Raw genomic sequence first — 23,652 nt, 5'->3', positions numbered from 1 at the left:
GAAAAGGAAATATGCTACAGTTCCTCGCCAACGGCCGAAGGAATCGACCGCCTTCCTCCAACGTTGCAGGTTTAGGCGCCTGAACATTCCAGCACACCGAAACAGTAGGAGTTGGTATCCTCTCTTCCGAGACTTAGCGTCCTGTCCGGGAGTTCATCAACGCCCGTCAAGAGGTTGCTCGACCCCGTCGATGAAAACTTTGGAGTTGAGATCAACGAATGAAAGCTTACCCGAACTGTTTACGCCCGAGCCGGTGACGGTAATAGTCGAGCCAACCGGCGGCTTCACTGTGTCGTTCGCATCTGTATGATACACAGTTGCGTCGCGATTTCGGTCTGTGAAACGGCAATTCTTCACGATCACCTTGGCTCCCCAAGGAGCGGTAATGTGCGTCGGGCTCTGGTTGCCACCGTATTGGATCGGATTTTCAGAGACGCACTCCTGCATCACCACCTTCTCCTTGCCCCAGAGCTTGAAGTTGGCGGCGTTGCCATAGCTCTTGCAGCGCAGCAGGGTCACGTTATTCGACTTGAGATCGAAGCCAGCGTCCGTGTTCCCGCTCGCGATACAATCCTCGAAGAGGATGCTGTGCGTGCCCAATTCGGAGGTAAAGCCATCGCCATTCCAGAAATCATCAGGCCCGCGCGTCTGTTGTGAGTTGCGCATGACGCAGCGACGGAAAACCACGTCATGCACATTGCCCGATAGATCCACCCCCTCCGCGAAATTGTCGAAATCCTGGCGCATGCTATCGCCGAACACATCTTCCATCACAACATTCGACGTATTTTGGTCGAGGCGGAAAGCGGACTTCGAGAAGCCATCGACGGAAACACGCCTAACTTTAAGGTCGGTGACCGTGCACATTTTGTTGGAATCGCGCTCAAAGAAGCGCGTTGCGTTCGTGGCGATGATATCTTCCAGTGTTAAAGCCGCTATGTTTGCTTGGACCAAGAACGCCCCATTGCCGATATTCTGAAACTCCAGGAATGAAAAGTGGAGGTGATCGGCACCGGCCTTGAGTCGGAACACGTCGCTACCTCGGTCCATCGCAGCAAAGTCTTCGCGAGTAGTGGGATACGGACTCGTGCGCGTGCCGACGACGCGGGCCTTGGCCGGTGCGCCGGCGCTGTCGATACCCATGACCTTGACCGGCGCATGCGACACGCCGCCACGTGAAATGGCGATCGGGTCAGTAATTCGAAAAGGTTCGTCGCCGGCCAGCAGATTAACCGTGCCGCCGGGACCGGCGAGCCGGATCATTTCGTTAATGTCGACGAGCGTTGCTGCGTTCTGCCAATCGGTTCCGGACCGATTGCCAGACCCCACCGGAGTGATGTACCTGCGGTTTGCAAACGACTTGCGTTCACCGCTTTCGCGCCTCTCGTCCGCCTCAGCTGATCGTTCGACACGGAACGGCAGCGCGAAACTTGCCGCCACGGCGCTAATTGCACCCAATCCCAGCGCGCGTTTGGTGATCATCAGTAATTCCCCAACTGTCAACCAACGGCCAGCCACCTCTCCCTCGGCATGGTCGCGTTGGCATCCTGGAGTAATTGCGTAGAATACACCCGTTGAGGTCATCAGCAGATCACGAAATCGTACAATCGTCTCATCCATCAGGAACAGATCATAGCGGTCCCCCGACCGAAGCCATTTCGCCTCAGCTGACACATTTCCCCGTCGACATTCGGCGCTTGACGACCAGCGAGCTACGTCGTGGAGGACTCGTCACGGGGATAGTTCGGGCGGCTCGGATCCGGTCGAGAACATGCGTGCCCCACACAGCCTCAGATGCGCGGACATCCTGCAGCAGAAGGCCAGCCCGCATGGTGCAAAATCAAACGGAAGCATATGACGCTATGGCCGACCTGTATTGGTCAACTGAACTACGTATCCCAAAATCTCGCGCACGCTGCTTGCCGCGTTGTGAGTACTGGTCTCTGATGTCCTCGCGGCTGGCGATACGGATCGCATCAGTTAACAATTTCGCTGAGCTGACGGGGACCAAGATTCCATATTCTGCGAGTGTCACCTCGGAGGGGCGGGGAGCCATTTTCTGCGTCAATATCTCCATTGGCCCCGCGTTGCAGTCAGTTGCCACAACTGGGCAGCCCAAAGCCATTGCCTCAATCAGCGCGTTCGGAAACCCCTCTGCATTTGAGGAGGATACGAACAGGCGCGCGCCCCTAAGAACCGGGTACGGATTCTGCACGTAGCCCGGCAGGAGAACGCGTTCGCGCAGGCCGAGCTTCGATACGAGCATCTCGAGGTCGCTGCGCTCGCTGCCCTCACCGAGAATAACCAAATTCTCGCTAATACCCGACGACCAATACGATTCAATCAGTAGCCGAAAGTTCTTGTTGGGAACCAGGCGTCCCATGCCCAGTATGTATGGTTTTGGGAGTGTTATACTGGGCGCCTCTGATGCTCTTTCACAAATACGCCCGATATTAATGGGGTTGTAGATTACGCGAACCTTCGTCTCGCGCACACCAAAATTAGTAATCAGCTCATCTTTGACGCCTTCTGATACGGCGATCACTTGGTCTGCAAGGCGATACGTGAGCCGCACGATTGCCTTGTTGATCGCGGCGCCAACGCCGGTCCCGAAATGGCTGGTGGTGTGAACACGCTCGCTGATTATGCATGGATATCCGAGAATCTTGGACGAAACGACATTTGCGCAGTTCGCCCGATTGAGGAAACTCAACGTTACCGCAGGGGTTAACTCTCTCAAGAGTCGACCAAGCAAAACAATGCTTGAGAGCATACCGAATTTGGCGTCGAGAATATGTTTTCGTACATAAGGTGGCACGGCGTGCCGCTGTTCTTCGACGTCGAGAAGCACAAGATGGACGGTGTATTGCCGAAGATCATCCTGCAGGTACGCCAGCAAATCGGTTAGCGCACGCTCTGCCCCACCGGCTGCGAGCGAGTTAATGACAAACACTATGTTTCTAGGAGTGGACGGCATCGATCGCCCCAGTGAGCGGCTCGATTGGAATACTAGCTTAGGACTTTCGACGGCGCCACTGGCCCTTGGAGCCAGCCAGACGATGTGGCGCCTGCCTCGCGCAGGTGTAGTGGAGCGGAAATGGTTCGAGGATTAACCAGGAGAAGCACCGGGTTGGCCGTGTAACGCCGGGCTTCAGCGCTGAACCAATGGACAGCGCGGGACGGGCGGCCGGGCTGGAAAACCGCTCGTCGCGTTCGCGACATATTTGCTAAAGACTGGCTACTGGTGGACCTCGCTAACGGATGGCAGTTCGGGACTCAGCTGCTATCAATTTGCTTTCCCAGTTGTGGGCATGCTCGATCATCTTTGCCAAATCATTTAATTCTGGCTTCCATCCCAGCTTCATAAGTTGATCGCTATTTGCAACAATTGAGGCGGGATCTCCCTCTCGGCGGGGCGCTTGGCGAATTTCGAAATCAACTCCCGTGATATTCCTTACTGTGTCAACGACTTCTCTGACTGAGTATCCCCGTCCATAGCCGCAATTGAGCGTTCGCGACTCACCACCATTCCGCAGATGATCGAGCGCCGCGAGATGCGCCCGAGCCAAATCGGAGACATGCACGTAATCTCGCACACACGTCCCGTCGGGTGTCGGGTAGTCGCTGCCATAAATACTCATGTAGGTGCGTCGCCGAAGTGCCGTCTCAAGGGCCACTTTGATTAGATGCGTCGCACCAGGTGTCGATTGACCAAGACGCCCGGCAGGATCGGCCCCCGCTACGTTAAAGTAGCGCAGGATCACATACCGCAGATCATATGCCTCGCCTGCATCAACCAGCATATACTCCGACATCAGCTTTGACCTTCCATAAGGCGAAAGCGGCGCTGGATCAGCGGTCTCGCTTACAGACTTAGAACCTGTGTTGCCATAAACTGCCGCAGTGGAAGAGAAAACAAAATGCTTCACCTTTCCTCTCACCGCTGCTTGTAGCAGAGCATGTGTTTTGACCGTGTTGTTGAGATAATAGTTAAGCGGATCGGCTACCGATTCCGGAACGACTATTTTGGCCGCGAAATGTAGGATCGCGTCAATCCTATGGTTTTGTACAAGACGCAATACTAACTCCGTATCACCGACATCGCCGGCAAAGAAGGGGACATCTGATGGGATTGCCGCTCTGTTGCCGGTCGACAGATCATCCAAAACAATTGGAATTTCGCCCCGATCGAGAAAAGCGAGAACTGTATGGCCGCCAATGAACCCGGCGCCTCCCGTGATCAGTATCGTCATTCGGTAACTCCTTTGGATGAGTCACGTTTCTAAATAACGAAGTTTCAGGCGGTGCTCATGCGGCCGAGATGCTGACCGGAGGCTTACTTGAAATAGCGGACACTCACGCTGGCCTCCAAGATGCGCGTCCCATCACGGTCGAGTAAAACCCTGCCGAAAGGCTGACGTTCCAACTGCTCCGCGCTTTTCGGTTCGCCTTTCACCTTCTTGAGCTCGGTAAAGCCCCTTTCGGCGGCACCTTGATGGTGCGTACATAGGTCGAGACATCAAAAAGCCCCCCGAAGTGATTTCGGATATGGATTGCCATGCCGTTTCAAGCGTCGCTCAGCCGGCCGGTTCGAGGAGATAGGCCTGGAACATCAGGGCCACCTCCGGCACCGCATTTGCGCAAGTTTCATCGTCGGGTCTATCTGCCAATGATAAGGCATTGGGTCTGGCGGCGCCAGCCAAAGAGTGTCCGCGGTTCAATGAAGACCAACACCACCGACGTGCTCTCGCTTGTCGGGTGGCGTAGCGGGAGTGCTTCGAAAATGAAAGTGGCGTAATCTCCGGTTTGGTCAACAAGCTGCACTCGGAGGTGATTTGACAAAGATTGCCGCTTTTTTGTCCGTCGGCTTCATCATCTACGATACTCTCGTTCCTCTCGGAATGAGGCCAACCATTAGCGAGATCGGCGCGGATTGCGAGCGCTTTGCCGCTTATGCGATGGCAGCTGGGTTCATGGTCGTGGCGTGCCCGCGCCATTCAATCCGTCTGGTCTGATCATCATTTGCGATCGCCGTTGCGCTTGAGGCCGCTCAACTTGCAATCCCCGGTCGAGATGCCCATGTGGCAGATGCCCTTGTGAAGATAGCAGGGGATCGATTGGAATGGCTGTTACTTTCTGCCCCCGACGGGCCATCGGCTCGAAGTTTAGGCGTTGTTGACCAAGATCGGGTGTGTTTGCGACGCTATGCTTAGCGACTACGGCTTTGGACCGGAGATAGCGAAAATGTTCCAGCTGTTTTGGCGCGCCAGGTTGCATAACTTCCTTGAGGCTCGGCTGGGGGGCGAGGAATTCAAGGCGCGATCACCCGAGCGCGATGCCGAAACCGATCATGCGCGCGTCAGTGCCATCCTCGACGCCGTCCAGCATGCGCTTCATTCGGCCGAACAGGAGCAATCGGGTCTCAGTCGACGGGTTGAAGATGTCCTGGCACGCGCCGCTGTGACCCAGGGAAATGCCACGGACGAGTATCTTGAGCGAGAACCACTCGATAAACACCATCAAGATCTGTTCAATAGCGAGATCGCGAACGGTCAACGTCGTCTAGGAGAGCTTGCCACAACGATCTCGCATTTCAGATTCTTGAAGGCTGCGATACTAAGTCGATTTCCGGACTTCAAGCCTTCGCCGGCAGCTCGCGAGCAGGCTCCAGCCGCCCGACGGAGCTCAGACGCTGAATAGTATCGATTCCGAAGGTGGATCAGCCGAGTGGTGCGGGCGCTCCTGACTCGTCCGTCATCGTCACGTGCTAGACTCGGATCGAATTGATGAACGACGCTGAGAAGATCGGTCTTCTGGCGCACAAAACTGCGAGCGGTTCAGCGGATAGCCGCCCTTGGCTCTAACTGCTGATATAGCGGCGCGCTCTTTAGCCAATTCCTCCCGCGTTGTCGGAGACAGATCTGGGAACCGGATCTTGCGGAGTTCGCTGTGCGTGTGCACTCATTCCCGTGTGCATCATGCGTGCATCGAGACGGCAATTTGGCTTCCAATTTGAGCGAATATGATCGTAGAAGAGCCAGCGGCGTAAGGTTTGGGGACTGCAAATTCTTCAGTCGGTCCAATTCTCTTATAGTACCAAGTGGTCGTAAAAAGCCAAAAGAAATGAATAGGTTAGGCTGGAAATTCTCCACGGCACCGATGATGGATTGGACCGGGACATCGCGAAAAGCGAAGCATCGTCAGCACTTAAGCGCGATCGCCTTGCGCCATGCTGTACCAAATGCTGTACCGCCCGGCTGACGCGTTCTCTTTAGCGGACAGAATTCGGCTTCTGGCGGCGTTCGGTGGTCGCAGAGAGTTGTAGTCATATCTACGACCTAACGGGTCGAGCTTGCAGCGAACTTCACGCGGAAAATTGGCGGCGATGTCGGCGTGGGTTGGTAACGCTCCCCCGCTACCAAGCGGCACGATTTTGCCCGCCGAACTACGATCTTCTGCGATTTTGTACCCCTGACGGTAGCGGTCGCGGTAACGACTTCTTTCCTGCTCCTCTAAGCTGCCACGTCGGCTCTGGTGTCAAAGTGCGACCTCGCGGCGCGGAGAGGCCATTCGGCTTGAACCGCAAGCCTGAGGAAAGGGCCATGAGCCTTCGTCTCAATGGTCGTAGTGCAGTATCATCTCGACAGATGCGCCGTTTCCCTGTGCGTTGATGTGGTCGGCGCTTTGACGGAGCAGATAGCCGGCAAGCAGCCGCTCGCCGTGCTCGCTTTCTACGATCTCCTTTGGCGAGGGCTTGCGCTCCGGAATGGTCAGCGGCGCACCGACGTAGCGGATCCGTATATCGAGGTTGAATTCATCGAAGCTCGCCTCGACCTCGACGCCGCCAGGCGGATCACCAACCACTTCGAGTACCTGGACCACGCCGAAGATTGCCCGGTGCATGATGTCCCGCCGCGCTGCCCAGCGCGCACCTTGCTCCGAAAGGAACCGCTCCACGGCTTCGCGATTGATACCGCCGGGCGCCAGCTTGATGGAAGCCTGCTGACGCACGCCAATACGCATGATCAGGTTCAGCACGACGGCACAGACCGTGCCCAAGACCAGGGAGTTCCCGAAGATTGGCTGCAGAACGATCGGTACTCCCATCAGGGCCTCGTGATAGAGGTCAGCGACTACCGCCATTGCAAAGGAGAAGCCGATGACCAGCGTCTTGCGAGCGTCGAGCATACGCGCTGTGATCATCTGCAATCCACTGGTGAACACGAAGGCGGCCGTGAAAAAAAGCGCAGCGCCCATTACTGGCAGCGGCATCGCCGCCAACGCCACGGCCATGGGCGGAACGAAGGCGAGCGCGCAGAATCCGAGTCCGATCGCGTAGCCGACACTGCGGCTGGTCACGCCGGTCGCGCCAGATAATCCGATGGTCGAGCTGTAGGTGTTGATGCCGCAACTGCCGACCAGCCCGCAAAACATGACGGCGACGCCGTTGGCCGATACGCCGCCCGCGAGCGACCCGAAGTTGGGACGGACCCAGTCGGCATCGTTGATGCGCTGCGCATTCGACACGTCGCCCATAGCGCGGAGTGTGGCGGCCAGCGATGCAACCACAAAGGGGGCGATCAGCACCGGATCAACCGACCAGCCCACATGCTGAATCCGCGGCAAGCGTAGAACGCCCAATCCTCCCTCCGGGACGATCCTGGCTAGATCAAATATCCCGAGGCCGGCGCTGACGGCATATCCGACCAGCATCCCGATTAGCACGCAGAACATCCTGCCATAACCTTTTGACCAGATGTTCAGCACCGTCATGGTGACGAGCGAGGCCCCGGCCACGATCACATAATCCGGGTTGATCTTCTGTTGCTGCGCATTGATGCCCAGCCCATAGCGCACGCCAAGCCCCGCCAGAGTGAGACCGACCACCGCAATCACGAGACCGGCGATTTCAGAAGGCAGCAGCGCTCGCAAGCGGTGGAGAAGCGGCGCGATGGCGATCTGCACCAACCCGCCAATGATCGTCATGCCGAAAACCAGCGCAAGACCACCCTGCTGCAGCGCGAACAGTGAAGGGCCGAGAAAGATTGCCGTATAGGCGGCTCCACAAAGATAGCCAGATCCGAAGAATTTCGATCGGATGCAAAAGCATACATTTGCAACGCCAAGTCCAAGCATCGATAGCGAGACCAGATCGAGAAATTGCGTTCCAGAGAGATTTGCCTCGCGCGCGATAATGATTGGGAAGATCAACGTGATCGCCATAAGCCCGATGTGCTGCAACGCCGAGACGACCAGAATCACCCATGGCGGATGATCATCCACAGCGTAGATCAGACCGGGCGGACGGGTCATGACGCGTGCGGTCCGGCCAGCTGTTTCAACGCCTCCTCGCGCGAGTTGTGAATCGCGAAGACGTCGAGCAGGCCGCCCATTTCGAACAGCTCGCGCACGTGGCCGGCAAGGTTGCACAGCGCAAGTTTCGCCGCTTTGCGCTCGGCTTCATCAGTTGCGACCAGGAGCGCGCGGAAAGCGGCGCTGGTGAGGTACAGCACAGCGCCCAGATCGACCAAGATCGATTTTTCGCCGGATGAGATCAGGCGCGTGAGCTCCGCCATGATGTCGCTGGCACTTGTGCTGTCGATTCGACCCGAAAGCGTCACGATACAGACGCCTCCGGCGCGCGTCTGGCCGATACTGAGGGCATTCATTTCTCACTCCTTTGGACTGCCGCGCCGACCTCGCATGTCTTGCTCAATGTGGTGTGATTGCGCCCGTCAATGCGCTCGTACGCGAAACGATCGACCAGCTTCTTGATGATGTGAATGCCGCGCCCGCCGGGCCGAGGCTGCCCCTCGGGCGCATGGTTGGGGAGAAGTGCTGTCACCGGATCGAACTCCCTGCCGTCGTCGAAAATCTCCAGATCCACCCTGTCCGGTTGCACCGTGATCCGGACGAGGAACTCGTGCTGCCCCCCGTCGCTCCAGGAATATTTGATCACGTTACTGACGACCTCGTCGAGGGCCACCTGCAATTGCGTCAGGGCGCGCACTGGGATGCGGAACTCGCGAGCCAGCTTATCCAGGGTGTCGCGAACGATGCCCATATCCGAAATGTCATTGCGGATTCGGACATCGACTGCATGGGCCATGGACTTCACACGATCGAACGCTCGGCCGTCTCGGCAGGCCGCCACCGCAACGCCAGCGCCGTCAGATCGTCTGTTCTTGAAGCAGTCCCCATGAAAGCATCGACGGCGTCCTTGATGATGCGAACCATCTCCCGCGGCTCGGCCGCATTGGCCTGACGCAAGAGTTGCCCCATGCGCTCAATGGAGAACAGGTCTCCTTTGCCGTTTACCGCTTCGAATACGCCGTCCGAGCACACGAACAGCGCATCGCCAGGAAGAATTTGAAGCGTCCGCGTCTGGAACCGGGCCTCGCGCCGAACGCCAAGCGGCAACGCCGGCTTCGAGTCGATCTGCTTGGTCTCGCCGGTGCTCGAAACCAGATGAGGCCGAGGATGGCCGGCATTCACGAACGAAATGAGCCCGCTGCGAGTGTCGATGGAGCCCAGAAACATCGTCACGAACATGCAATCGTCGTTGTCCTGGCACAGCTCGCGGTTGACTGCTTCCAGCAACTCTCCCGGATCGAGGTCGTCGGCGCGCCATTCCCGCCAGAGAGCGACGGTGATGCGCACGAGACTGCGGGCACGCGCCATGAACATCGCCGCGGAAGCACCCTTGCCGCAGACGTCGCCGACCAAAAAGCAGAACGTGTGCTCGCCGGCATAGAAGCAGTCGTACAGATCTCCGCCGACTTCTCTTGCCGGCTCCATGACAGCGTGAACGGCGATCGGATGCGACGGCGAGCAGATCGGGAACTGCCGCGGCAACATGGCAAGCTGCAACGCGCGCGCGGCCTGCAGCTCCTGTGCCAGCCGTAGCATGTTCTTGCGAATCTCGTCCCGCAGGCGCTTCTTTTCGAGCGATGCGCCGAGCCGCGCACGGAGCAGCGTCGGATTGAACGGTTTGCTCAGGTAATCCTCAGCGCCGAGCTCGATGCAGCGGATGACGCTCTCGATTTCCTCGAGAGATGAGATCATGATGATCGGAATGTCGCGCAACGCCGGCGTGGCCTTCACCTGTTCGAGGACCTCGTAGCCGTTCATGTCGGGCATCATAATGTCCAGCAGGACGAGGTCGAAGGGTTGCGCCTTCAGCCTGTCCAGCGCCTCGCGCCCGTTGCGGACCATTGTGAGATTCTTGTAGCCCTCACGGTTGAGGCGGCGCGCCAGCGTGTATCGGTTGTCCTCATTGTCGTCGACGACCAGAAGGGCGGCCTCGGCGGAGGTCACGACACGTTGCCTTTCCCGACGAGCGCCTGGATCTTTTCGATCAGCCGGGCGATCTCCACCGGCTTGGTATCGAAGTCGTCGCAGCCGGCGGCCAGCGCCTCTTCCCTGTCCCCGATCATCGCGTGGGCGGTAAGAGCGATTATGGGAATGTGCCGGGTTTCTTCGCCGGCCTTGATGCGGCGCGTTGCCTCCCAGCCATTGAGCACCGGCAAGCTCAGATCCATCAGGATGACCTCCGGTTGTTCCGTCGCGGCCATGGACACGCCCTGGGCCCCGTCGGAGGCGATCAACACGGTGTAGCCTTTGCGCGTCAGCCGGTTCTTCAACACAAAGACGTTGTCTTCGTTGTCTTCCACATACAGGACCTTGGTCATGGCACGGCGACGCTCTCCCGGCGGCGTTCGATGCATCGGTCAAGAACGTCGAGAACTTCGCCTAGCAGCTCCTGCCGATCGCGCTTCTGAAGGATGCGCTCGATTCCACCGTTCAGGCGCGCTCGGTCGGCGTCCGTCAGATCCTTGGCGGTAAGAACCAATACCGGGATCTCGCGCCATGCGGGGTTGCTCCGCAGCGCGTCGAGCAGCTCGAAACCGTCCATTTCGGGCATCATGAGATCGACCACGATCACGTCGGGCGGCGACTCGGCAAGGCGCGCCAGTGCGACACGCCCGTTCTCGGCCTCCGCCACCTGCCACCCCCCTTCGTGGAGCGCGCGCCGCAAACCGGATCGTATCGTGTCGTCATCATCAACGACCAGCACGCCCCGCCCAACCGACTTGCATATGCTGCGCAAAACGCCGGCTAACCCGCTCCAATCGACCGGTTTCACCATGTAATCGGCAGCGCCCAGCGAATAGCCGCGGTTTTTCTCGTCCACGATCGTCATCAGGACCACTGGAATGCCCGCCGTTGCAGGGTCGCCCTTGATCGCGGCAAGCACGGTCCAGCCATCGAGATCGGGCATCATGATATCCAGCGTGATTGCGTCTGGCTGCAGCTCACGCGCGAGCCGAAGCCCCTCTTGTCCGCCGCTTGCCGACGTCACGGCAAACCCTTCGCGCGTAAGAAAGTGTGTTGTCACCTTCCGCACCGAATCGTCGTCATCGATGACCAAAATGAGCGGAGCTCGGTGAGAATATCTGGCGCGTGTCGTGGGCGGAGGGCTTTTGGGCGGCACCGGCGCCTGCGACGGCGCCCCGTCAGCCGGCAAGCGGATCGCGAATGTCGAGCCCCGCCCGGGCTCGCTTTCGACCGTGATGTCGCCCCCCATCATCTGGCAGAAGCGTCGGCTGATCGCGAGCCCGAGCCCTGTCCCTCCGTACCTGCGGGTTGTCGAGGCATCAGCCTGTACAAAGTCCTGAAACAACCGCCCCTTCTGCTCGGCTGTCAGGCCTATGCCCGTGTCCGACACGGAGATGACAATCCACTCGCCGGTCTCTGCAATCGTACGACTGGCGTTGATCGTGATCGTGCCGTTCTCTGTGAATTTTGCCGCGTTACTGACGAGATTGAGCAGCGCCTGGCGGATTCGAGTCTGGTCCGCACACATGAACCCTATCTCGGGAGGACACTCGAGCCTGAGGGCGTTTTGGTTCTTGGCAGCGAGCGTCCCGACCGTGTTGACCACGTCCTCGACGACGGGCGCGATCGCGAACGACCCCACATGAAGATCCATTTTTCCGGCCTCGATCTTGGACAAATCGAGGATGTCGTTGATGAGCGCCAGTAAGTGGCGGGCCGCGCGGACGATGCGGTCGAGCGGCTCAAACTCGTCCTCGCGGTTGGAATCGCGCGCATCCTCCTGCAGCATTTCGGTAATGCCGATGATCGCGTTCAACGGCGTGCGCAATTCGTGCGACATGTTGGCGAGAAACTGAGATTTGTGTTGGCTCGCAAGCTTGAGCGCATCTTCGGCCCGCCGTCGCTCGATGACGCGCCCGAGCTGACTGCCCACATGGGCCATAATTGTCAGTACGGCATCATCCGGCTCTGCCGGCTCGTCAGAGAAAAATTCCATTACAGCGGCGACCTCTTCCCCAACCAGCACCGGAAAGGCGAAGCCGGCTCTCAGACCCGTGTCTTGTGCTGCCTTCGATCGAGGGAAATTGACGTCTTTGGTCACGTCGACGATCCACGCAGGCTTTCTCTCCTCGAGAACGCGACCGGGCAAGCCGATGCTTGGGGCAAACGTCATGGCCTCGGTAGCTTTGCGGAACGTTTTGTATCGTTCAGAATTTTCGAGATGCCACAGACTCGTCGATATAAGCACCCCCGCTGAGTCCTTGAGATGAGCGTGCCCGACCGGCCACCTTGTATGGGCGCACACCCCGTCGAGGGCGGTTCGCATCGCGTCGTCCACTGTCGAAGCCTCATTCGCGGCGACTGTTATCAGCTGAAGCAGTTCAATTTCCTTCTTCTTCGTGTAAAGCTCGCTGAGTGCTTTCTCGGCAATCGCCTCGCTTTCAGCCCGCGCCCGCTGCTCCCGATCCAGTCGCTTCTTCAATCGGGCAAGTTGGATATCGGATTCATTGAGGCTCTCCATACGTCAGCCTCTCGCTTTCTTGACGGACACTCGCAGCACACACTTGTCGTCTCCCCGCTTCATGCATTCCGGTTGGTCTAGGGAAAGCTCTTCGGCGTAGTAGGCGGCGGTAGCTTCGATGAATCCCTCCGCGAGTGCGCAGAGCTTGCGTGGCGACTTGTAGTGCATCAGGAGAACTTCCGAGGAGGAGGTGTCGTAAGAGAATACTGGCACGTCCGCCCCGGGATACAGCTTGCGCACCTCAGAGTGGATGACGTCGTTCAGGGTAAGAAGAAACGGGCGTGTCGATCTATGAGCCGTGAAAAAATGTGGATGCCTCTTCGCAAGAAGCGGCAAGGCGTTTCGGCCGAACCAGCGAACAACATCATCGGCGGGCACCTTGAGCGCCGATGATGCCGCCCCGACAAGCTTCATCATCTCCTCATCAGGGTAGTTGCCAAGCGAGCTATACGCACCGTCGGTGTTGGCTGCCTCGAGGAGCGCTTCCCACGTGTCGTCACCGTAGTCGCGCCGGACTACGGCTTCTAGTAAATTGAACACAACCCCTTTCATTGTTTTTCCTTTGTGCCTAGGGATTGAACTGGTCCGCTTAGCAGCGGTCTCCTTTCTACAGTCGTTCCTACGGACCTGCCGCGGACCCTTGACGCTGGAGCCGTCACTCAGTTCGGCGTTACGGCACTTGGCCGCGCCGAGATGAACCGCAGGACGTCATCAGGGGGCGGCACCGCTCCGAATGCCTCGAACGCATTAAGCCCTGACCAAAATGTATCTCCTGAGTTGCGGCGATAGCTGGGCGCTCCGCTCGAGGCCGGGCTAGAACTCACGAATGCTTTGTGCGATCGCGCGTCGGGAAACTCTGCTATAGCTCCGCCGGCTAGGGCGCTGCGGACCAAGAACCGACCAACAGATTTCACGCCGCGATGCCGGGGTCGTTCCCCCCGATCTTCAGAGCGTTTCGGTACCCATTCTAACCGAGATTGAGGGCCTCTGACCAGCGCCCTCCGGGGGCGTGGCCGGCCTGCAGATGCGCGTCGCTGCAGGTCGGGAACTCATAGGTCATGATGGAGCCGCGGCTCGTACACTAGCCTCGGCGCGAGTTCTGTGCGTCAAGTTCAGCAAAATTGATCATGGGTCCGGCCGAGCCATCCCCTCGGAGCCGCCGTCGCTCGCTTGCCCAAAGCGTAGCGCTGGCGAGCGACGGCGGTGGAGAGGGGTGGCGTGCACCCCCTTGGTGGGCCTGAGCATCGTCAGGCCGCTTGGCGTAACGCCTCCTTCTGGTGCTCCTTCAGCAGATCCATGTTGAGATAGCGATGGTCCTCGAGCCAGGCCTCATGGCGCTCGACGGTCAGCGCCCGCACAAGCCTTAAACAGCTCTCGGCGTTGGGGAAGATTCGCACCACGTAGGTGCGCCGCCTGATCTCCTCGTTGAGACGTTCGAGCATATTGGTCGACTTCATGTGCTTGCGGTGCACCAGCGGCAGACGGAACTAGGTGAGCGTCTCCTCGATGTTCTCCTCGACCCAGCCGGTGAGCTTGGGGTATTTGCCGCCCCATTTGCTGAGCCACGCCGCCAGATCGCGCCGCACCTCGCCAAGGTCACGCCGGTCGTACATCCATCGCAGTTCGAGCAGACAATCGTCGTCGACCCTGCGCGGCACGTAGTCGAGCGCATTGCGCAGGAAGCGTACATAACAGCGCTGCCAGAAAACCCCTGCGAGGACTTCAGCGGTCGCTTTCTTCAGCCCTGGATGATCGTCAGAGACGACGAACTCGACACCGTGAAGGCCGCGGGCCTTCAACGCTTCCAAAAACTCCTTCCAGCTCGATCGGCTCTCCCGGTTGGCGAGCTCAACCGCGTTGACGAGCAGCGCTATGGCCAGTCCGATGAACGTGCCGACGAAACGTCCCTGGATTGAGTCAAGCGTTGCCGTCACGCTCTCCTGCGAGACAGGCCGACCAGTCTCGCCAGTTCGTAGGCGAGGGAAGCCGCCGCCGCGCAGCGGATGACGAAGCGACTTCGATCCGCTGCACAGACTGCACGCTGCTTCAAGAGGCCGGCGCTGCCGAACCATCGGTCAGACAGGGAACGCCGTATCGGGGCGACCATGATCCGTCTCCTTCAGCATCACCGCCAGAGATAGGTGCGCGCGAGCTCGACGACCTCATCCGTGCGGCCGCTGAGCACGGCCTTGACCATGTAGAGCGTAAAACCCTTGGCCATTTCGGCCGTGATCTTGGGCGGGATGGCCAACTCCTGGCGGTTCACCACAGCGTCGACCAGGACTGGGCCGTCATGCGCAAGAGCGGCACGAAGCGCGGGCTCGACATCCGCGGGAGAATTCCACGCAATGCAAACTGGCACGCAATTTCATCGATGATTTTTCGGCGGGTGAGAACCGAAGCCGGCATCGGGTGTTTTTCGATACGTGGGGTCATGTCGTCGGCGAATACGCGGTTCCGACCACGACCGACTACCGCAACACGTCGGGATATCCGGAGGCGAAGCATTCGAGAAACCTCGCGGTAGTGGAGCCGCAGATCAACGTTGATACCGGCTCTCCCATCATCAATCTCAGGGTCCCGGTCCTGCAAGACGGCAATTTCATCGGCTCCGCTGGCGCCAGCATCACGCTGAACGTGCTGTCGCAGTTTCTTGCGAGCCACCGCGCAAGTGTAAACAGCGCGACTATCATCGCTAATCCTAGCGATGGCAATGTGATCGCTGCTTCGGACCGTCAAAAGAGCGTTCGGGCGGTCGATGGCCGGCTGCAGGTCGCTCGACTGGACAATATCGACGACGCGAACGCCCGCGAAGCCTACCGTCTGCAGCGGCAAGACAAGCAGGACAAGTTTCTGTTCCGATCGCCTGGTGACGGGCAGGAGTGGAGTGCCTCCTTTACGCGTTTCCCCGTCAACTTTGGGCATCACTGGGAGGCCGTCGTCCTCACGCCAACCGATGATTTTATCGGAGAACTCAAGAGGACAAACCGGCAGATCGTCACCATCATTGTTGCGCTCTCAGCAGCCGAACTCTTGTTGATCTACTTTGTGTCCCGGCGACTTTCGCGCCCCATCGAAGGCGTCTCGCAGGAGCTGAAATCGGTCGAAGCATCGGCTTTTGACCAGCCCACCATCTCTCCCTCCAACGTTCGGGAGATTGCGCAGCTTCAGTCAGCCGCCGCGCTCCTGCGAAGCTCGCTGCAGTCGTTCTGCTCGTTTGCACCGGTGGAGGTGGTCCGGGGCCTTATCAAAACGGGAATTCCACTGCATCTCGGGGTGGAAAGGCGCGACATGACGATCCTGTTCGCCGATCTCGAGAATTTCTCGACCCACGCCGAGCAATCAACGCCGGATGCATTGCTCGAGCAAATGCCGGTTTACTTTGAGCAGGTCACCCGGGCCATTTCGGACGAGCAGGGGGCCGTTGATAAGTTCATAGGCGATGGCATCATGGCGTTCTGGGGGGCGCCGGTGGCGATCCCAGATCATGTGCTGCGGGGCTGCGCAGGCGCCTTGCGGGCCGTGCGGAGAATGGAGGGAGTCAACGAGGAGTGGCGGAGAGCTGGCAGACCGACGTTGAGAATCCGGATAGGGCTGAACTGCGCCGATGTTCTGGTCGGCAACATCGGGTCGTCTGAGCGATTCAGCTATACGGCGATTGGCGATGGGGTTAACGTGGCGGCGCGGCTCAAGGGCACCAACAAGACGTTCGGTACCTCGATCTGCATCAGCGACAGCGTATTCAATGCCGTTGCATCCCAGGTCGTGGCAAGACCCCTGCGTCGCGTTCAGGTCAAGGGACGGAGGCAGGAATTCATGATCTACGAGCTGATGGGACTGGCAAACACCGCCGATCCTGAGCTCGAAGCTCGTACGGCCGACGCAAAATTGGCTGGAATGACCTGAGCGGCGTCCACATGCCTCGAAAGGGGAGACCTCAAGGGCGCGGTTCGTAGCTACGAAGAAATTCTTGGGCTGTTTCCGGATGACGGTGTTGCAAGCTCGATGATCGCGACATGCAACCCGGCGGGACCCCGCCCAGAAGGAAAAGCGACTGCAGTGGCGTAGATCGCCCGGGAGCCGTTTATTTTCCGGGTGCACCACAAAATTCCCCTTGCAGGTTCTTTGCCATCGGGCACACTTGGGGTTGCACGGACTTCTGGCAGGGGAACGCTATGAGCGAACAGATTCATCCGGTGGCACCTCATCACCTCCCGTTCTTTGTTACCGGGCCGAACGAGCTGGACGGGCTGACGGTCTTCACAGCCCTTATCCTTGTGGCGGCGATCTTTTCGGTGGGCATCCTGTATTGGAAGTTGCACAGCCTGCCTGAGCGCATGGCGCACAGGTCACAGAAACTGCAGTTCGAGATCGTCGCCGTTCTCGGCCTGATATCGCTCTTCACTCACATGCATATCTTCTGGATTGCCGGGCTGCTGCTGGCCTTGATCGACCTGCCGGATTTCGGCACGCCGCTGCGCAGCATTGCCGGGTCCGTGGAGAAGATCGCGGGCGCTGCGCCGGAAAGCGAAGTCACGACTGCGCGAGCGGCTCCGCAGACCGACAGCGCTGCCAAAGGCTCTCCCGCTCAAAAAGCGGAGGTGCACGGCCATGCTTGAACTCATCCTCTGCTCGCTTGTGACCATCCTGCCGGACTACCTTTATCGGCGCTATCGGCAGGGCAAGCGATTCGGCAAGGAAATCACTTTCTTCTCGGTCTGGTACGAGCTGCGATGGGGTATCACCGGCTGCCTGATGCTCACCGTCGCCTTGATCACCATGATTTTCTACTATCACCCCTCGACCACCAACGCGGCCCTGTACTTCCGGACCGTGCCCATCCTGCCAGAAGGTTCGGGCCGGGTTGCCGAGGTGAATGTCGGCCTCAGCGAGCCGGTGAAGAAGGGCGACGTCCTGTTCAGGCTCGACAGTTCGAGGCAGGAGGCCGCCATCGAAACCGCCAGGCGCAAAATTGCCGAGGTTGACGCCGCACTGCGCGCCGCGCAGGCGGATATCATCAAGGCCGACGCGCAGATCAGCGAAGCCAGGGCATCGCATCAGCAGGCTAAGGACGAGCTCGATACGAAGACGGAATTGCAGCGCCGCAATCCCGGCATCGTGCCGCAGCGCGACATCGAGAGGCTGCAGGTGCTCATGAACGGAAGGCAGGCTGGGGTCGACGCAGCGCTTGCCATCAAGGAATCAGTCAGTTCGCAGATTTCCACCGTTCTACCTGCCCAGAAGGCAAGCGCCGAGGCCGCGCTGGCGCAGGCGCAGGTCGACCTTGATAAGACCTACGTCCGCGCCGGAGTCGACGGCCGGGTGGAGCAGTTCGTGCTGCGTGTCGGTGACGTCGTCAATCCGGTAATGCGTCCCGCCGGCATACTTATCCCGGAGGGTGCAGGCCAGCAGTCCCTGCAGGCAGGGTTCGGCCAAATCGAGGCGCAGGTCATCAAGCCCGGCATGGTGGCGGAAGCGACTTGCATCTCAAGACCATGGGTAATCATCCCGATGGTCGTTACCTCGGTGCAGGACTTCATCGCCGCGGGTCAGTTCCGTGGCGGCGAGCAGTTGATTGATCCGCAAAGCCTGCGGCAGCCGGGTACGATCGTCGCGTTTCTCGAGCCGCTATACAAGGGCGGTCTCGCAGGGGTTACGCCGGGCTCGAGGTGCGTCGTCAATGCCTATACGAGCAACCATGACGTGATCACCGCCAAGGGGACGAGCGCTGGCAAGGCCTTTGTCTTACACGTGGTCGATGCGACGGGGGTTGTGCATGCGCTGCTGCTGCGCATCCAGGCGTTAATGTTGCCGATCCAGACGCTTGTGTTGAGCGGGCACTAACAGCATGAAACGCGCCACTTACCTTCCTGTGGCCTGGATCGCTCTGTCGGCAATCGCCGTGCTTATGACACCGGTTCGCGCGTCGGCGGCTTGCTATTGCGCGTGCTATACGGCGGCTGGCGCACGCTGCACCGTGAGCGTTCCGAACTACCTTTGCGGTCAGTCAGGGGGCTCGGCTTGTACGAAGCCGCTCGAGCGATGCGAATATGAGTGCCGCCAACAAAAGGTCGAGCGCCCCTCTGCCTGTAATCCCAAGCGAAGATGCAGTGTGCGCGGGTAGGGAAACCGTTGTGTGCATCTAGCATTGTCGCCAAGCCCAATTCGAGGTTGTGTCGAAAAATGACGGCCATGAGGAGCGCGTGGTGGACATGGGCGTGGCCTCTATTGTCGTGGATCATTCTAACATTGGCATTCGCTATTGATGGTGGCGGGCTCGTCGCTGCAATCGCCGGCATCACGCTGTTGGGCACTGTGTTCACAGCCGTATACCACGCAGAGGTGATTGCGCACCGCCTCGGCGAGCCGTTCGGCACACTCGTGCTGGCATTGGCCGTCACGATTATCGAGACCGCGCTGATTGTCTCGGTCATGCTCGCAGCTCCAGCCGATAAAGCAGGTCTGGCACGTGACACCGTCTTCGCCGCAGTGATGATTGTGTGCAACGGAATTGTCGGGTTTTGCTTGCTCATTGGTGGCGCGCGTCATCACGAGCAGGGATTTCAGCTTCAGGGAGCAAGCGCGGCGCTCGCTGTACTGGCTGCACTTACTTTCCTCGCTCTGATCCTTCCAAACTACGCAGCAACCGAGCTTGGATCGGCTTACAACACGCCGCAGCTCGTCTTCGCCGGTCTCGTATCGTTAGTGCTCTATGGCGCGTTCCTCTTCATCCAGACGGTGCGACATCGGGACTTTTTTCTTCCGGTACAGCTTGATGATGAAGAGAAGCACGAGCTTCCGCCATCCAGTGGAGCCGCTGCCTTGAGCGCAGGTCTTCTTCTTATCTCACTGGTCGGCATCGTCGGGCTCGCCAAGGTGCTGACGCCAACGGTTGAATTCGCTGTCGCCCGCCTTGATGTGCCGAAGGCAGTGGTTGGCGTCATTATTGCTGCGCTGGTATTGCTACCTGAAGCTTTGGCAGCTTCAAGGGCGGCCCGAATGAATCGGTTGCAAACCAGCTTGAACTTGGCTTTGGGATCGGCACTGGCCACGATCGGACTAACGATCCCGGCAGTTGCGGCAGTTTCAATTGTACTCGGGCAGCGTTTGCAGCTTGGCCTCGATACGAAAGATCAAGGCCTCCTGGCCGTGACGCTGCTTCTCAGCGTGATTACGCTGGGCACGGGCCGGACGACCGTGCTTCAAGGCATCGTTCATTTGGTGACCTTCGCTGCGTTTATGTTTTTTGCGGTGGTGCCGTGAAGCCGCAGGTGATTTTGCCGGTGCCGGCCGTCGCTGCGCATTCCGGGTTCGCCTAAGCGGCCTCCGCGAGCAAGCACCGCCGACGCGATGAGTTGACCGTCCCAGCTTAGGCCGGCGACAAAATCTCGCAAAACCGAAGTTGGTGTCGTGCCGGCGAGGCTTCCACTCTAGCTCTCGTTATTTCACTGGTCCCACGGCGGCTCGGACGACTGGTTGATTCACCCAACAATACAACTGTTTTCGACTTCATTTATCCTGTATCCTGCAATCCATCGAATGGGGTTTTCCATGGAGCCGCTATCATAACCAGCTCAGATAGCCTGGCATTCAGTGCGGGCGCCGAATCGGGCGGTTGCGAACGAAGTGGGGCTGGATTGTTGCGCTTGGCGTTGTCTATTTGATGGCTGGTTAGCTTCGTCACCCTTTGAGGATCATCCTCTCCTCGCTGCTGCGCTGCTCACCGTCCTGCTCGCCGCGGCGCTGGTTCGATCGGGATCGCCATGACCCTTAGACGCCACAGGCGAGATGGATCGCAGGCAGCGTTGGGGGCTTTAGCTTTATAAGGGAGGATCGCGTCATGCGTTGGATATACTTTGTCATCATCGTTCTGTTCGCCCTCGCCATCGTAACATTCGCTGTGCAGAACATCGAGGTCGTCACGATGTCGTTTCTCGGCCTCAAGGTCCGCGCACCGCTCGCGCTTCAGATTGCCGTTGTCTACCTGCTTGGCGCGGCAACGGGTGGCAGCCTGTTTGCGTTGCTCCGACGATCCTATGAAGGCTCGCGGCTAAGTGCGCCGGGTCGGCCTTAGGTTCGCGCGCTCTGTCTGAAGCTCGAACACAAAACTAAGGTTCGGGCTCACGGTGGAGCTCATTCTCATTTGAGAGAACGGCTGCTGACGCACATTACGCAAACCGCTTGCTCACGCGTCAACGTCAAAAGGGTGGCTGAAGATGGGTCGCGAACCGGTATCGATCGATCTTGCGCTCCAGGGCGGTGGCTCCCACGGCGCTTTTACATGGGGCGTACTCGATCGCCTTCTTGAGGAGCATTGGCTCCACATCTCGGCGATCTCAGGTACATCGGCGGGCGCGATGAACGCCGCTGTGTTGGCGGATGGCTGGGTCAACGGCGGCGCAAAGGGCGCCCGCAGGGCGCTCGCCGAATACTGGAAACGCGTGTCACGCGCTGCGAGGTTCAGCCCCCTGCAGCGATCGCCGCTTGATCGCCTGGCCGGCCGCTGGACGCTGGATTCATCACCCGCCTATATAGCGATGGATCTGATGTCGCGCCTTCTTTCGCCCTACGATCTCAACCCGCTCGGGATAGCGCTCAATCCGCTGCGTCATATTCTCGCCGACAGCATCGACTTCGAGCGCCTCGCGCGCTCGCCAATAAAGCTGTTTGTCACGGCGACCAAAGTGCGCACAGGCCGTGGGCGCATCTTCCGTAACGGGGAGATCACCCCAGACGTTCTGCTCGCGTCCGCTTGTCTGCCCACCATGTTCAGGGCGATCGAGATTGATGGCGAGGCTTACTGGGACGGCGGTTACGCCGGTAATCCCACTATCACCCCGCTGGTTCGCGAAACTGACGCCCGGGACGTGATCTTCGTTCAAATCAATCCCAGCGAGCGCCCGAAAATACCGCAGTCGGCCGCGGAAATCCTCAACCGGCTTAATGAGATTTCGTTCAACTCGGCGTTGGCGAAGGAGCTGCGCATGATCGCCCTGCTGCGACAGGTGGCCGACCCCGGAACTGGCGAAGGCGCCTGCTGGGCCGAAATGCGAACGCATCGAATCCATAGCGATTTCTTGACCAGTCTTGGCGCCTCCTCGAAGCTGAATTCCGAATGGGACTTTGTGGCGATGCTGCGGGACGAAGGACGCCGAGCGGCAAGCGACTTCCTGAATACGAACGCCGACGCCCTTGGCAAGCGCTCCACGGCCGACATAGATATTTTGCTGCAGGAGTGCTGATGAGGATCTATGGGCGGGATCATCCTTCAGTCTAGAAATTCGAATTGGTCGAACGCCCAACGCGGCATGGGCAGAATCGAACCGCTGACCAAGTATGGATCAGGGTAAGCTATATTCGTTGCGGACAGCTCGGCGAGAGCCCGCGATCTAATACACCACCACCTGGTCGAATGGAATTCGAGCGCCTTCTCATCGGGCGCGACCAGGCCGATACGGGGGCGGATGGACATTTCGGCGTTGGTGAGGGGTTTGGATGCCGGCGGCTTGAAGAATAACGCCGCGTTTTTGCGGCTGGCGTCCGAAGCCTTCAAAGGAGGAAACCGCGCCTAAGGGGACATGGCGCCGAGAAACATCCGGATTACGACCGCATTGGCAACATCGATGAAAAAGGCTCCGACAAGTGGCACAATGAGGAACGCCACGTGCGATGGCCCATAGCGTTGCGTCACTGCGGTCATATTGGCCATCGCGGTGGGGGTCGCGCCGAGGCCGAAGCCTATGAAGCCGGCGGAAACCACCGCGGCGTCGTAATTGCGTCCGAGCAGCCAGAAGCACACAACCGCAAAAAGCATCGCCAGAACGAGCTGCAGCGTGAGCAACGCGGAGAGTGGGCCAGCAAGCTCGGCAAGCGTCCATAGTTTCGTGCTCATCAGCGACATCGCGAGAAATACGCCGAGGGAGACCTCGGCGATGAGCGCCAGCGCGGCCGTGCGACTTGGCCAGAGATCAGCGGGCAATGCGCGGGGCAGCAAGTTCGTTAGGAGTATGCCGGCCGCGAGACAAGGGAGAAACAGCGGCATCTTGACGCCGAGGCTCTCAAGACCGCCGTGGACGATAACGCCTATGGTCCCGGCAACATGAATGGCGAGGATCGCGCCCAAGAAGGAGAAATAGTCGATCTGCGGATGCTGCGCGTTGATGTCCGTGCCCACGTCATAAAGCTGTTCCGCCGACGCTTTGAGCTTGTAATGCCGGATCAGGAAGCGGGCGACGGGTCCGCCAGTGAAGCTTGCCAGGATGAGGCCCATCGTTGCGCAGACGAGGCCAATTTCCATCGCGTTTGCGAGCCCTCCAGCTTCTGCGATGACGGGTGCCCACGCGATTGCGGTACCGTGTCCTCCCGTCATCGAAATGCTGCCCGCGAGCAGTCCGACCGACGGCTGCAGCCCAAGGAGGCCTGCTACACCGACGCCGGCGAGGTTCTCCGCCAACATGAAGACCACCGTGACGACGAGGAGGACTCCTAGCGGTTTGCCGCCCAGCGCGAGGTCGCCGAAGTGGGCGTTGATGCCGATCACTGTGAAGAAATAGACTAGAAGGATGTCGCGCGCGGTGAGGTCGAAGTCGACTTTAATGCCTGAGAAAAAATAGAACACGCCGAACGCTACCGAAAAGAGAAGCCCTCCAGTCACAGGCTCGGGGATATTGTACTCACGAAGAACGGGGAGGCGACTGTTGAGCAACTTGCCCACGAAGAGCACCACGACCCCGGCGGTGACCGACAGGAACGGACGCACCTGCAGTACCTGATCCGCATCTAGCGCGAGCATC

20 protein-coding genes and 1 pseudogene are annotated in these 23,652 nt (G+C 59.1%); 8 read left to right on the top strand and 13 right to left on the bottom strand.

Annotated elements, in window-relative coordinates; all coding sequences use genetic code 11:
* Positions 1 to 156: 156 nt before the first annotated feature.
* The 3 genes from HCN58_RS05860 to galE all read right to left on the bottom strand — a co-directional run bounded on the left by HCN58_RS05860 (position 157) and on the right by galE (position 4,253).
* A complete protein-coding gene (locus HCN58_RS05860) occupies positions 157 to 1,482 on the bottom strand; it encodes a right-handed parallel beta-helix repeat-containing protein (protein WP_171578392.1) in 1,326 nt (441 codons plus the stop codon).
* Between the two features lie 358 nt (positions 1,483 to 1,840).
* Positions 1,841 to 2,953 (bottom strand): glycosyltransferase, encoded by a 1,113-nt coding sequence (locus HCN58_RS05855; RefSeq protein WP_171578391.1) that lies wholly within the window; start codon positions 2,951 to 2,953, stop codon positions 1,841 to 1,843.
* A 301-nt stretch (positions 2,954 to 3,254) separates the two neighbouring features.
* Positions 3,255 to 4,253, bottom strand: a complete 999-nt coding sequence (gene galE / locus HCN58_RS05850) for a UDP-glucose 4-epimerase GalE (protein WP_171578390.1) — start codon at positions 4,251 to 4,253, stop codon at positions 3,255 to 3,257.
* A 582-nt stretch (positions 4,254 to 4,835) separates the two neighbouring features.
* On the opposite strand from galE, the gene HCN58_RS05845 reads away from it, so the two are divergent.
* Together HCN58_RS05845 and HCN58_RS05840 are read left to right on the top strand one after the other, a co-directional pair.
* Positions 4,836 to 5,015, top strand: coding sequence for a hypothetical protein (locus tag HCN58_RS05845; protein WP_171578389.1), 180 nt, complete (start codon positions 4,836 to 4,838; stop codon positions 5,013 to 5,015).
* Positions 5,016 to 5,244: 229 nt separating this feature from the next.
* Positions 5,245 to 5,700 carry a hypothetical protein gene (locus HCN58_RS05840; protein WP_171578388.1) on the top strand — a complete coding sequence of 152 codons (456 nt, stop codon included), beginning with the start codon at positions 5,245 to 5,247 and terminating at the stop codon, positions 5,698 to 5,700.
* Between the two features lie 915 nt (positions 5,701 to 6,615).
* Here the strand turns inward: HCN58_RS05840 and HCN58_RS05835 are convergent.
* The 9 genes and pseudogenes from HCN58_RS05835 to HCN58_RS05795 all read right to left on the bottom strand — a co-directional run bounded on the left by HCN58_RS05835 (position 6,616) and on the right by HCN58_RS05795 (position 15,221).
* On the bottom strand, positions 6,616 to 8,313 hold the full coding sequence (locus tag HCN58_RS05835) for a uracil-xanthine permease family protein (RefSeq protein WP_283814541.1): 1,698 nt from the start codon (positions 8,311 to 8,313) through the stop codon (positions 6,616 to 6,618).
* Positions 8,310 to 8,669 (bottom strand): STAS domain-containing protein, encoded by a 360-nt coding sequence (locus HCN58_RS05830; RefSeq protein ID WP_171578387.1) that lies wholly within the window; start codon positions 8,667 to 8,669, stop codon positions 8,310 to 8,312. Before HCN58_RS05830 ends, HCN58_RS05835 begins: the two co-directional genes overlap by 4 nt.
* On the bottom strand, positions 8,666 to 9,109 hold the full coding sequence (locus tag HCN58_RS05825) for an ATP-binding protein (RefSeq protein WP_171578386.1): 444 nt from the start codon (positions 9,107 to 9,109) through the stop codon (positions 8,666 to 8,668). The genes HCN58_RS05830 and HCN58_RS05825 overlap by 4 nt, the downstream gene beginning before the upstream one ends.
* 5 nt (positions 9,110 to 9,114) lie before the next feature.
* Positions 9,115 to 10,317, bottom strand: coding sequence for a PP2C family protein-serine/threonine phosphatase (locus tag HCN58_RS05820; protein ID WP_171578385.1), 1,203 nt, complete (start codon positions 10,315 to 10,317; stop codon positions 9,115 to 9,117).
* Positions 10,314 to 10,691 carry a response regulator gene (locus tag HCN58_RS05815; protein WP_171578384.1) on the bottom strand — a complete coding sequence of 126 codons (378 nt, stop codon included), beginning with the start codon at positions 10,689 to 10,691 and terminating at the stop codon, positions 10,314 to 10,316. The genes HCN58_RS05820 and HCN58_RS05815 overlap by 4 nt, the downstream gene beginning before the upstream one ends.
* Positions 10,688 to 12,859, bottom strand: coding sequence for a hybrid sensor histidine kinase/response regulator (locus tag HCN58_RS05810; RefSeq protein ID WP_171578383.1), 2,172 nt, complete (start codon positions 12,857 to 12,859; stop codon positions 10,688 to 10,690). Before HCN58_RS05810 ends, HCN58_RS05815 begins: the two co-directional genes overlap by 4 nt.
* Before the next feature lie 3 nt (positions 12,860 to 12,862).
* Positions 12,863 to 13,411 (bottom strand): heme NO-binding domain-containing protein, encoded by a 549-nt coding sequence (locus tag HCN58_RS05805; RefSeq protein ID WP_171578382.1) that lies wholly within the window; start codon positions 13,409 to 13,411, stop codon positions 12,863 to 12,865.
* A gap of 695 nt (positions 13,412 to 14,106) precedes the next feature.
* Positions 14,107 to 14,715: pseudogene (locus HCN58_RS05800) on the bottom strand (IS256 family transposase); the annotation flags it as partial.
* A 269-nt stretch (positions 14,716 to 14,984) separates the two neighbouring features.
* Positions 14,985 to 15,221: a hypothetical protein gene (locus tag HCN58_RS05795; RefSeq protein ID WP_311966777.1), complete on the bottom strand. Its 237-nt coding sequence runs from the start codon at positions 15,219 to 15,221 to the stop codon at positions 14,985 to 14,987.
* A gap of 50 nt (positions 15,222 to 15,271) precedes the next feature.
* Here HCN58_RS05795 and HCN58_RS37035 point away from each other — a divergent pair, with 50 nt between their 5' ends.
* The 6 genes from HCN58_RS37035 to HCN58_RS05765 all read left to right on the top strand — a co-directional run bounded on the left by HCN58_RS37035 (position 15,272) and on the right by HCN58_RS05765 (position 22,101).
* Positions 15,272 to 16,765, top strand: a complete 1,494-nt coding sequence (locus HCN58_RS37035) for an adenylate/guanylate cyclase domain-containing protein (RefSeq protein ID WP_171578381.1) — start codon at positions 15,272 to 15,274, stop codon at positions 16,763 to 16,765.
* 269 nt (positions 16,766 to 17,034) lie between these two features.
* Positions 17,035 to 17,478, top strand: a complete 444-nt coding sequence (locus tag HCN58_RS05785; RefSeq protein WP_171578380.1) for a hypothetical protein — start codon at positions 17,035 to 17,037, stop codon at positions 17,476 to 17,478.
* A complete protein-coding gene (locus HCN58_RS05780) occupies positions 17,471 to 18,703 on the top strand; it encodes an HlyD family secretion protein (protein WP_171578379.1) in 1,233 nt (410 codons plus the stop codon). Before HCN58_RS05785 ends, HCN58_RS05780 begins: the two co-directional genes overlap by 8 nt.
* Positions 18,704 to 19,042: 339 nt before the next feature.
* A complete protein-coding gene (locus HCN58_RS05775) occupies positions 19,043 to 20,122 on the top strand; it encodes a calcium:cation antiporter (protein WP_171578378.1) in 1,080 nt (359 codons plus the stop codon).
* Between the two features lie 577 nt (positions 20,123 to 20,699).
* The gene (locus HCN58_RS05770) at positions 20,700 to 20,933 is read left to right on the top strand and encodes a LapA family protein (RefSeq protein ID WP_171578377.1); all 234 of its coding nucleotides are present in this window, start codon (positions 20,700 to 20,702) and stop codon (positions 20,931 to 20,933) included.
* A gap of 142 nt (positions 20,934 to 21,075) precedes the next feature.
* Positions 21,076 to 22,101 (top strand): patatin-like phospholipase family protein, encoded by a 1,026-nt coding sequence (locus HCN58_RS05765; RefSeq protein WP_171578376.1) that lies wholly within the window; start codon positions 21,076 to 21,078, stop codon positions 22,099 to 22,101.
* Positions 22,102 to 22,427: 326 nt separating this feature from the next.
* Here HCN58_RS05765 and gltS read toward each other — a convergent pair whose 3' ends face one another.
* Positions 22,428 to 23,651, bottom strand: a complete 1,224-nt coding sequence (gene gltS / locus HCN58_RS05760; RefSeq protein WP_171578375.1) for a sodium/glutamate symporter — start codon at positions 23,649 to 23,651, stop codon at positions 22,428 to 22,430.
* Between the last annotated feature and the right edge of the window lies 1 nt (position 23,652).

The organism is Bradyrhizobium australiense (assembly GCF_013114825.1).
GTDB classification, from domain to species: Bacteria; Pseudomonadota; Alphaproteobacteria; order Rhizobiales; family Xanthobacteraceae; genus Bradyrhizobium; species Bradyrhizobium australiense.
The sequence above is the reverse complement of the archived record's forward strand: the minus strand, read 5'-3'. Positions and strand labels throughout refer to the sequence as shown.

Bases quoted from the DNA above. Each gene is read 5' to 3' on its own strand.
- HCN58_RS05860 (WP_171578392.1), bottom strand. From the start codon at position 1,482: ATGATCACCAAACGCGCGCTGGGATTGGGTGCAATTAGCGCCGTGGCG.
- galE (WP_171578390.1), bottom strand. From the start codon at position 4,253: ATGACGATACTGATCACGGGAGGCGCCGGGTTCATTGGCGGCCATACA.
- HCN58_RS05840 (WP_171578388.1), top strand. From the start codon at position 5,245: ATGTTCCAGCTGTTTTGGCGCGCCAGGTTGCATAACTTCCTTGAGGCT.
- HCN58_RS05835 (WP_283814541.1), bottom strand. From the start codon at position 8,313: ATGACCCGTCCGCCCGGTCTGATCTACGCTGTGGATGATCATCCGCCA.
- HCN58_RS05830 (WP_171578387.1), bottom strand. From the start codon at position 8,669: ATGAATGCCCTCAGTATCGGCCAGACGCGCGCCGGAGGCGTCTGTATC.
- HCN58_RS05825 (WP_171578386.1), bottom strand. From the start codon at position 9,109: ATGGCCCATGCAGTCGATGTCCGAATCCGCAATGACATTTCGGATATG.
- HCN58_RS05815 (WP_171578384.1), bottom strand. From the start codon at position 10,691: ATGACCAAGGTCCTGTATGTGGAAGACAACGAAGACAACGTCTTTGTG.
- HCN58_RS05810 (WP_171578383.1), bottom strand. From the start codon at position 12,859: ATGGAGAGCCTCAATGAATCCGATATCCAACTTGCCCGATTGAAGAAG.
- HCN58_RS05805 (WP_171578382.1), bottom strand. From the start codon at position 13,411: ATGAAAGGGGTTGTGTTCAATTTACTAGAAGCCGTAGTCCGGCGCGAC.
- HCN58_RS05785 (WP_171578380.1), top strand. From the start codon at position 17,035: ATGAGCGAACAGATTCATCCGGTGGCACCTCATCACCTCCCGTTCTTT.
- HCN58_RS05780 (WP_171578379.1), top strand. From the start codon at position 17,471: ATGCTTGAACTCATCCTCTGCTCGCTTGTGACCATCCTGCCGGACTAC.
- HCN58_RS05775 (WP_171578378.1), top strand. From the start codon at position 19,043: ATGACGGCCATGAGGAGCGCGTGGTGGACATGGGCGTGGCCTCTATTG.
- HCN58_RS05770 (WP_171578377.1), top strand. From the start codon at position 20,700: ATGCGTTGGATATACTTTGTCATCATCGTTCTGTTCGCCCTCGCCATC.
- HCN58_RS05765 (WP_171578376.1), top strand. From the start codon at position 21,076: ATGGGTCGCGAACCGGTATCGATCGATCTTGCGCTCCAGGGCGGTGGC.
- gltS (WP_171578375.1), bottom strand. From the start codon at position 23,651: ATGCTCGCGCTAGATGCGGATCAGGTACTGCAGGTGCGTCCGTTCCTG.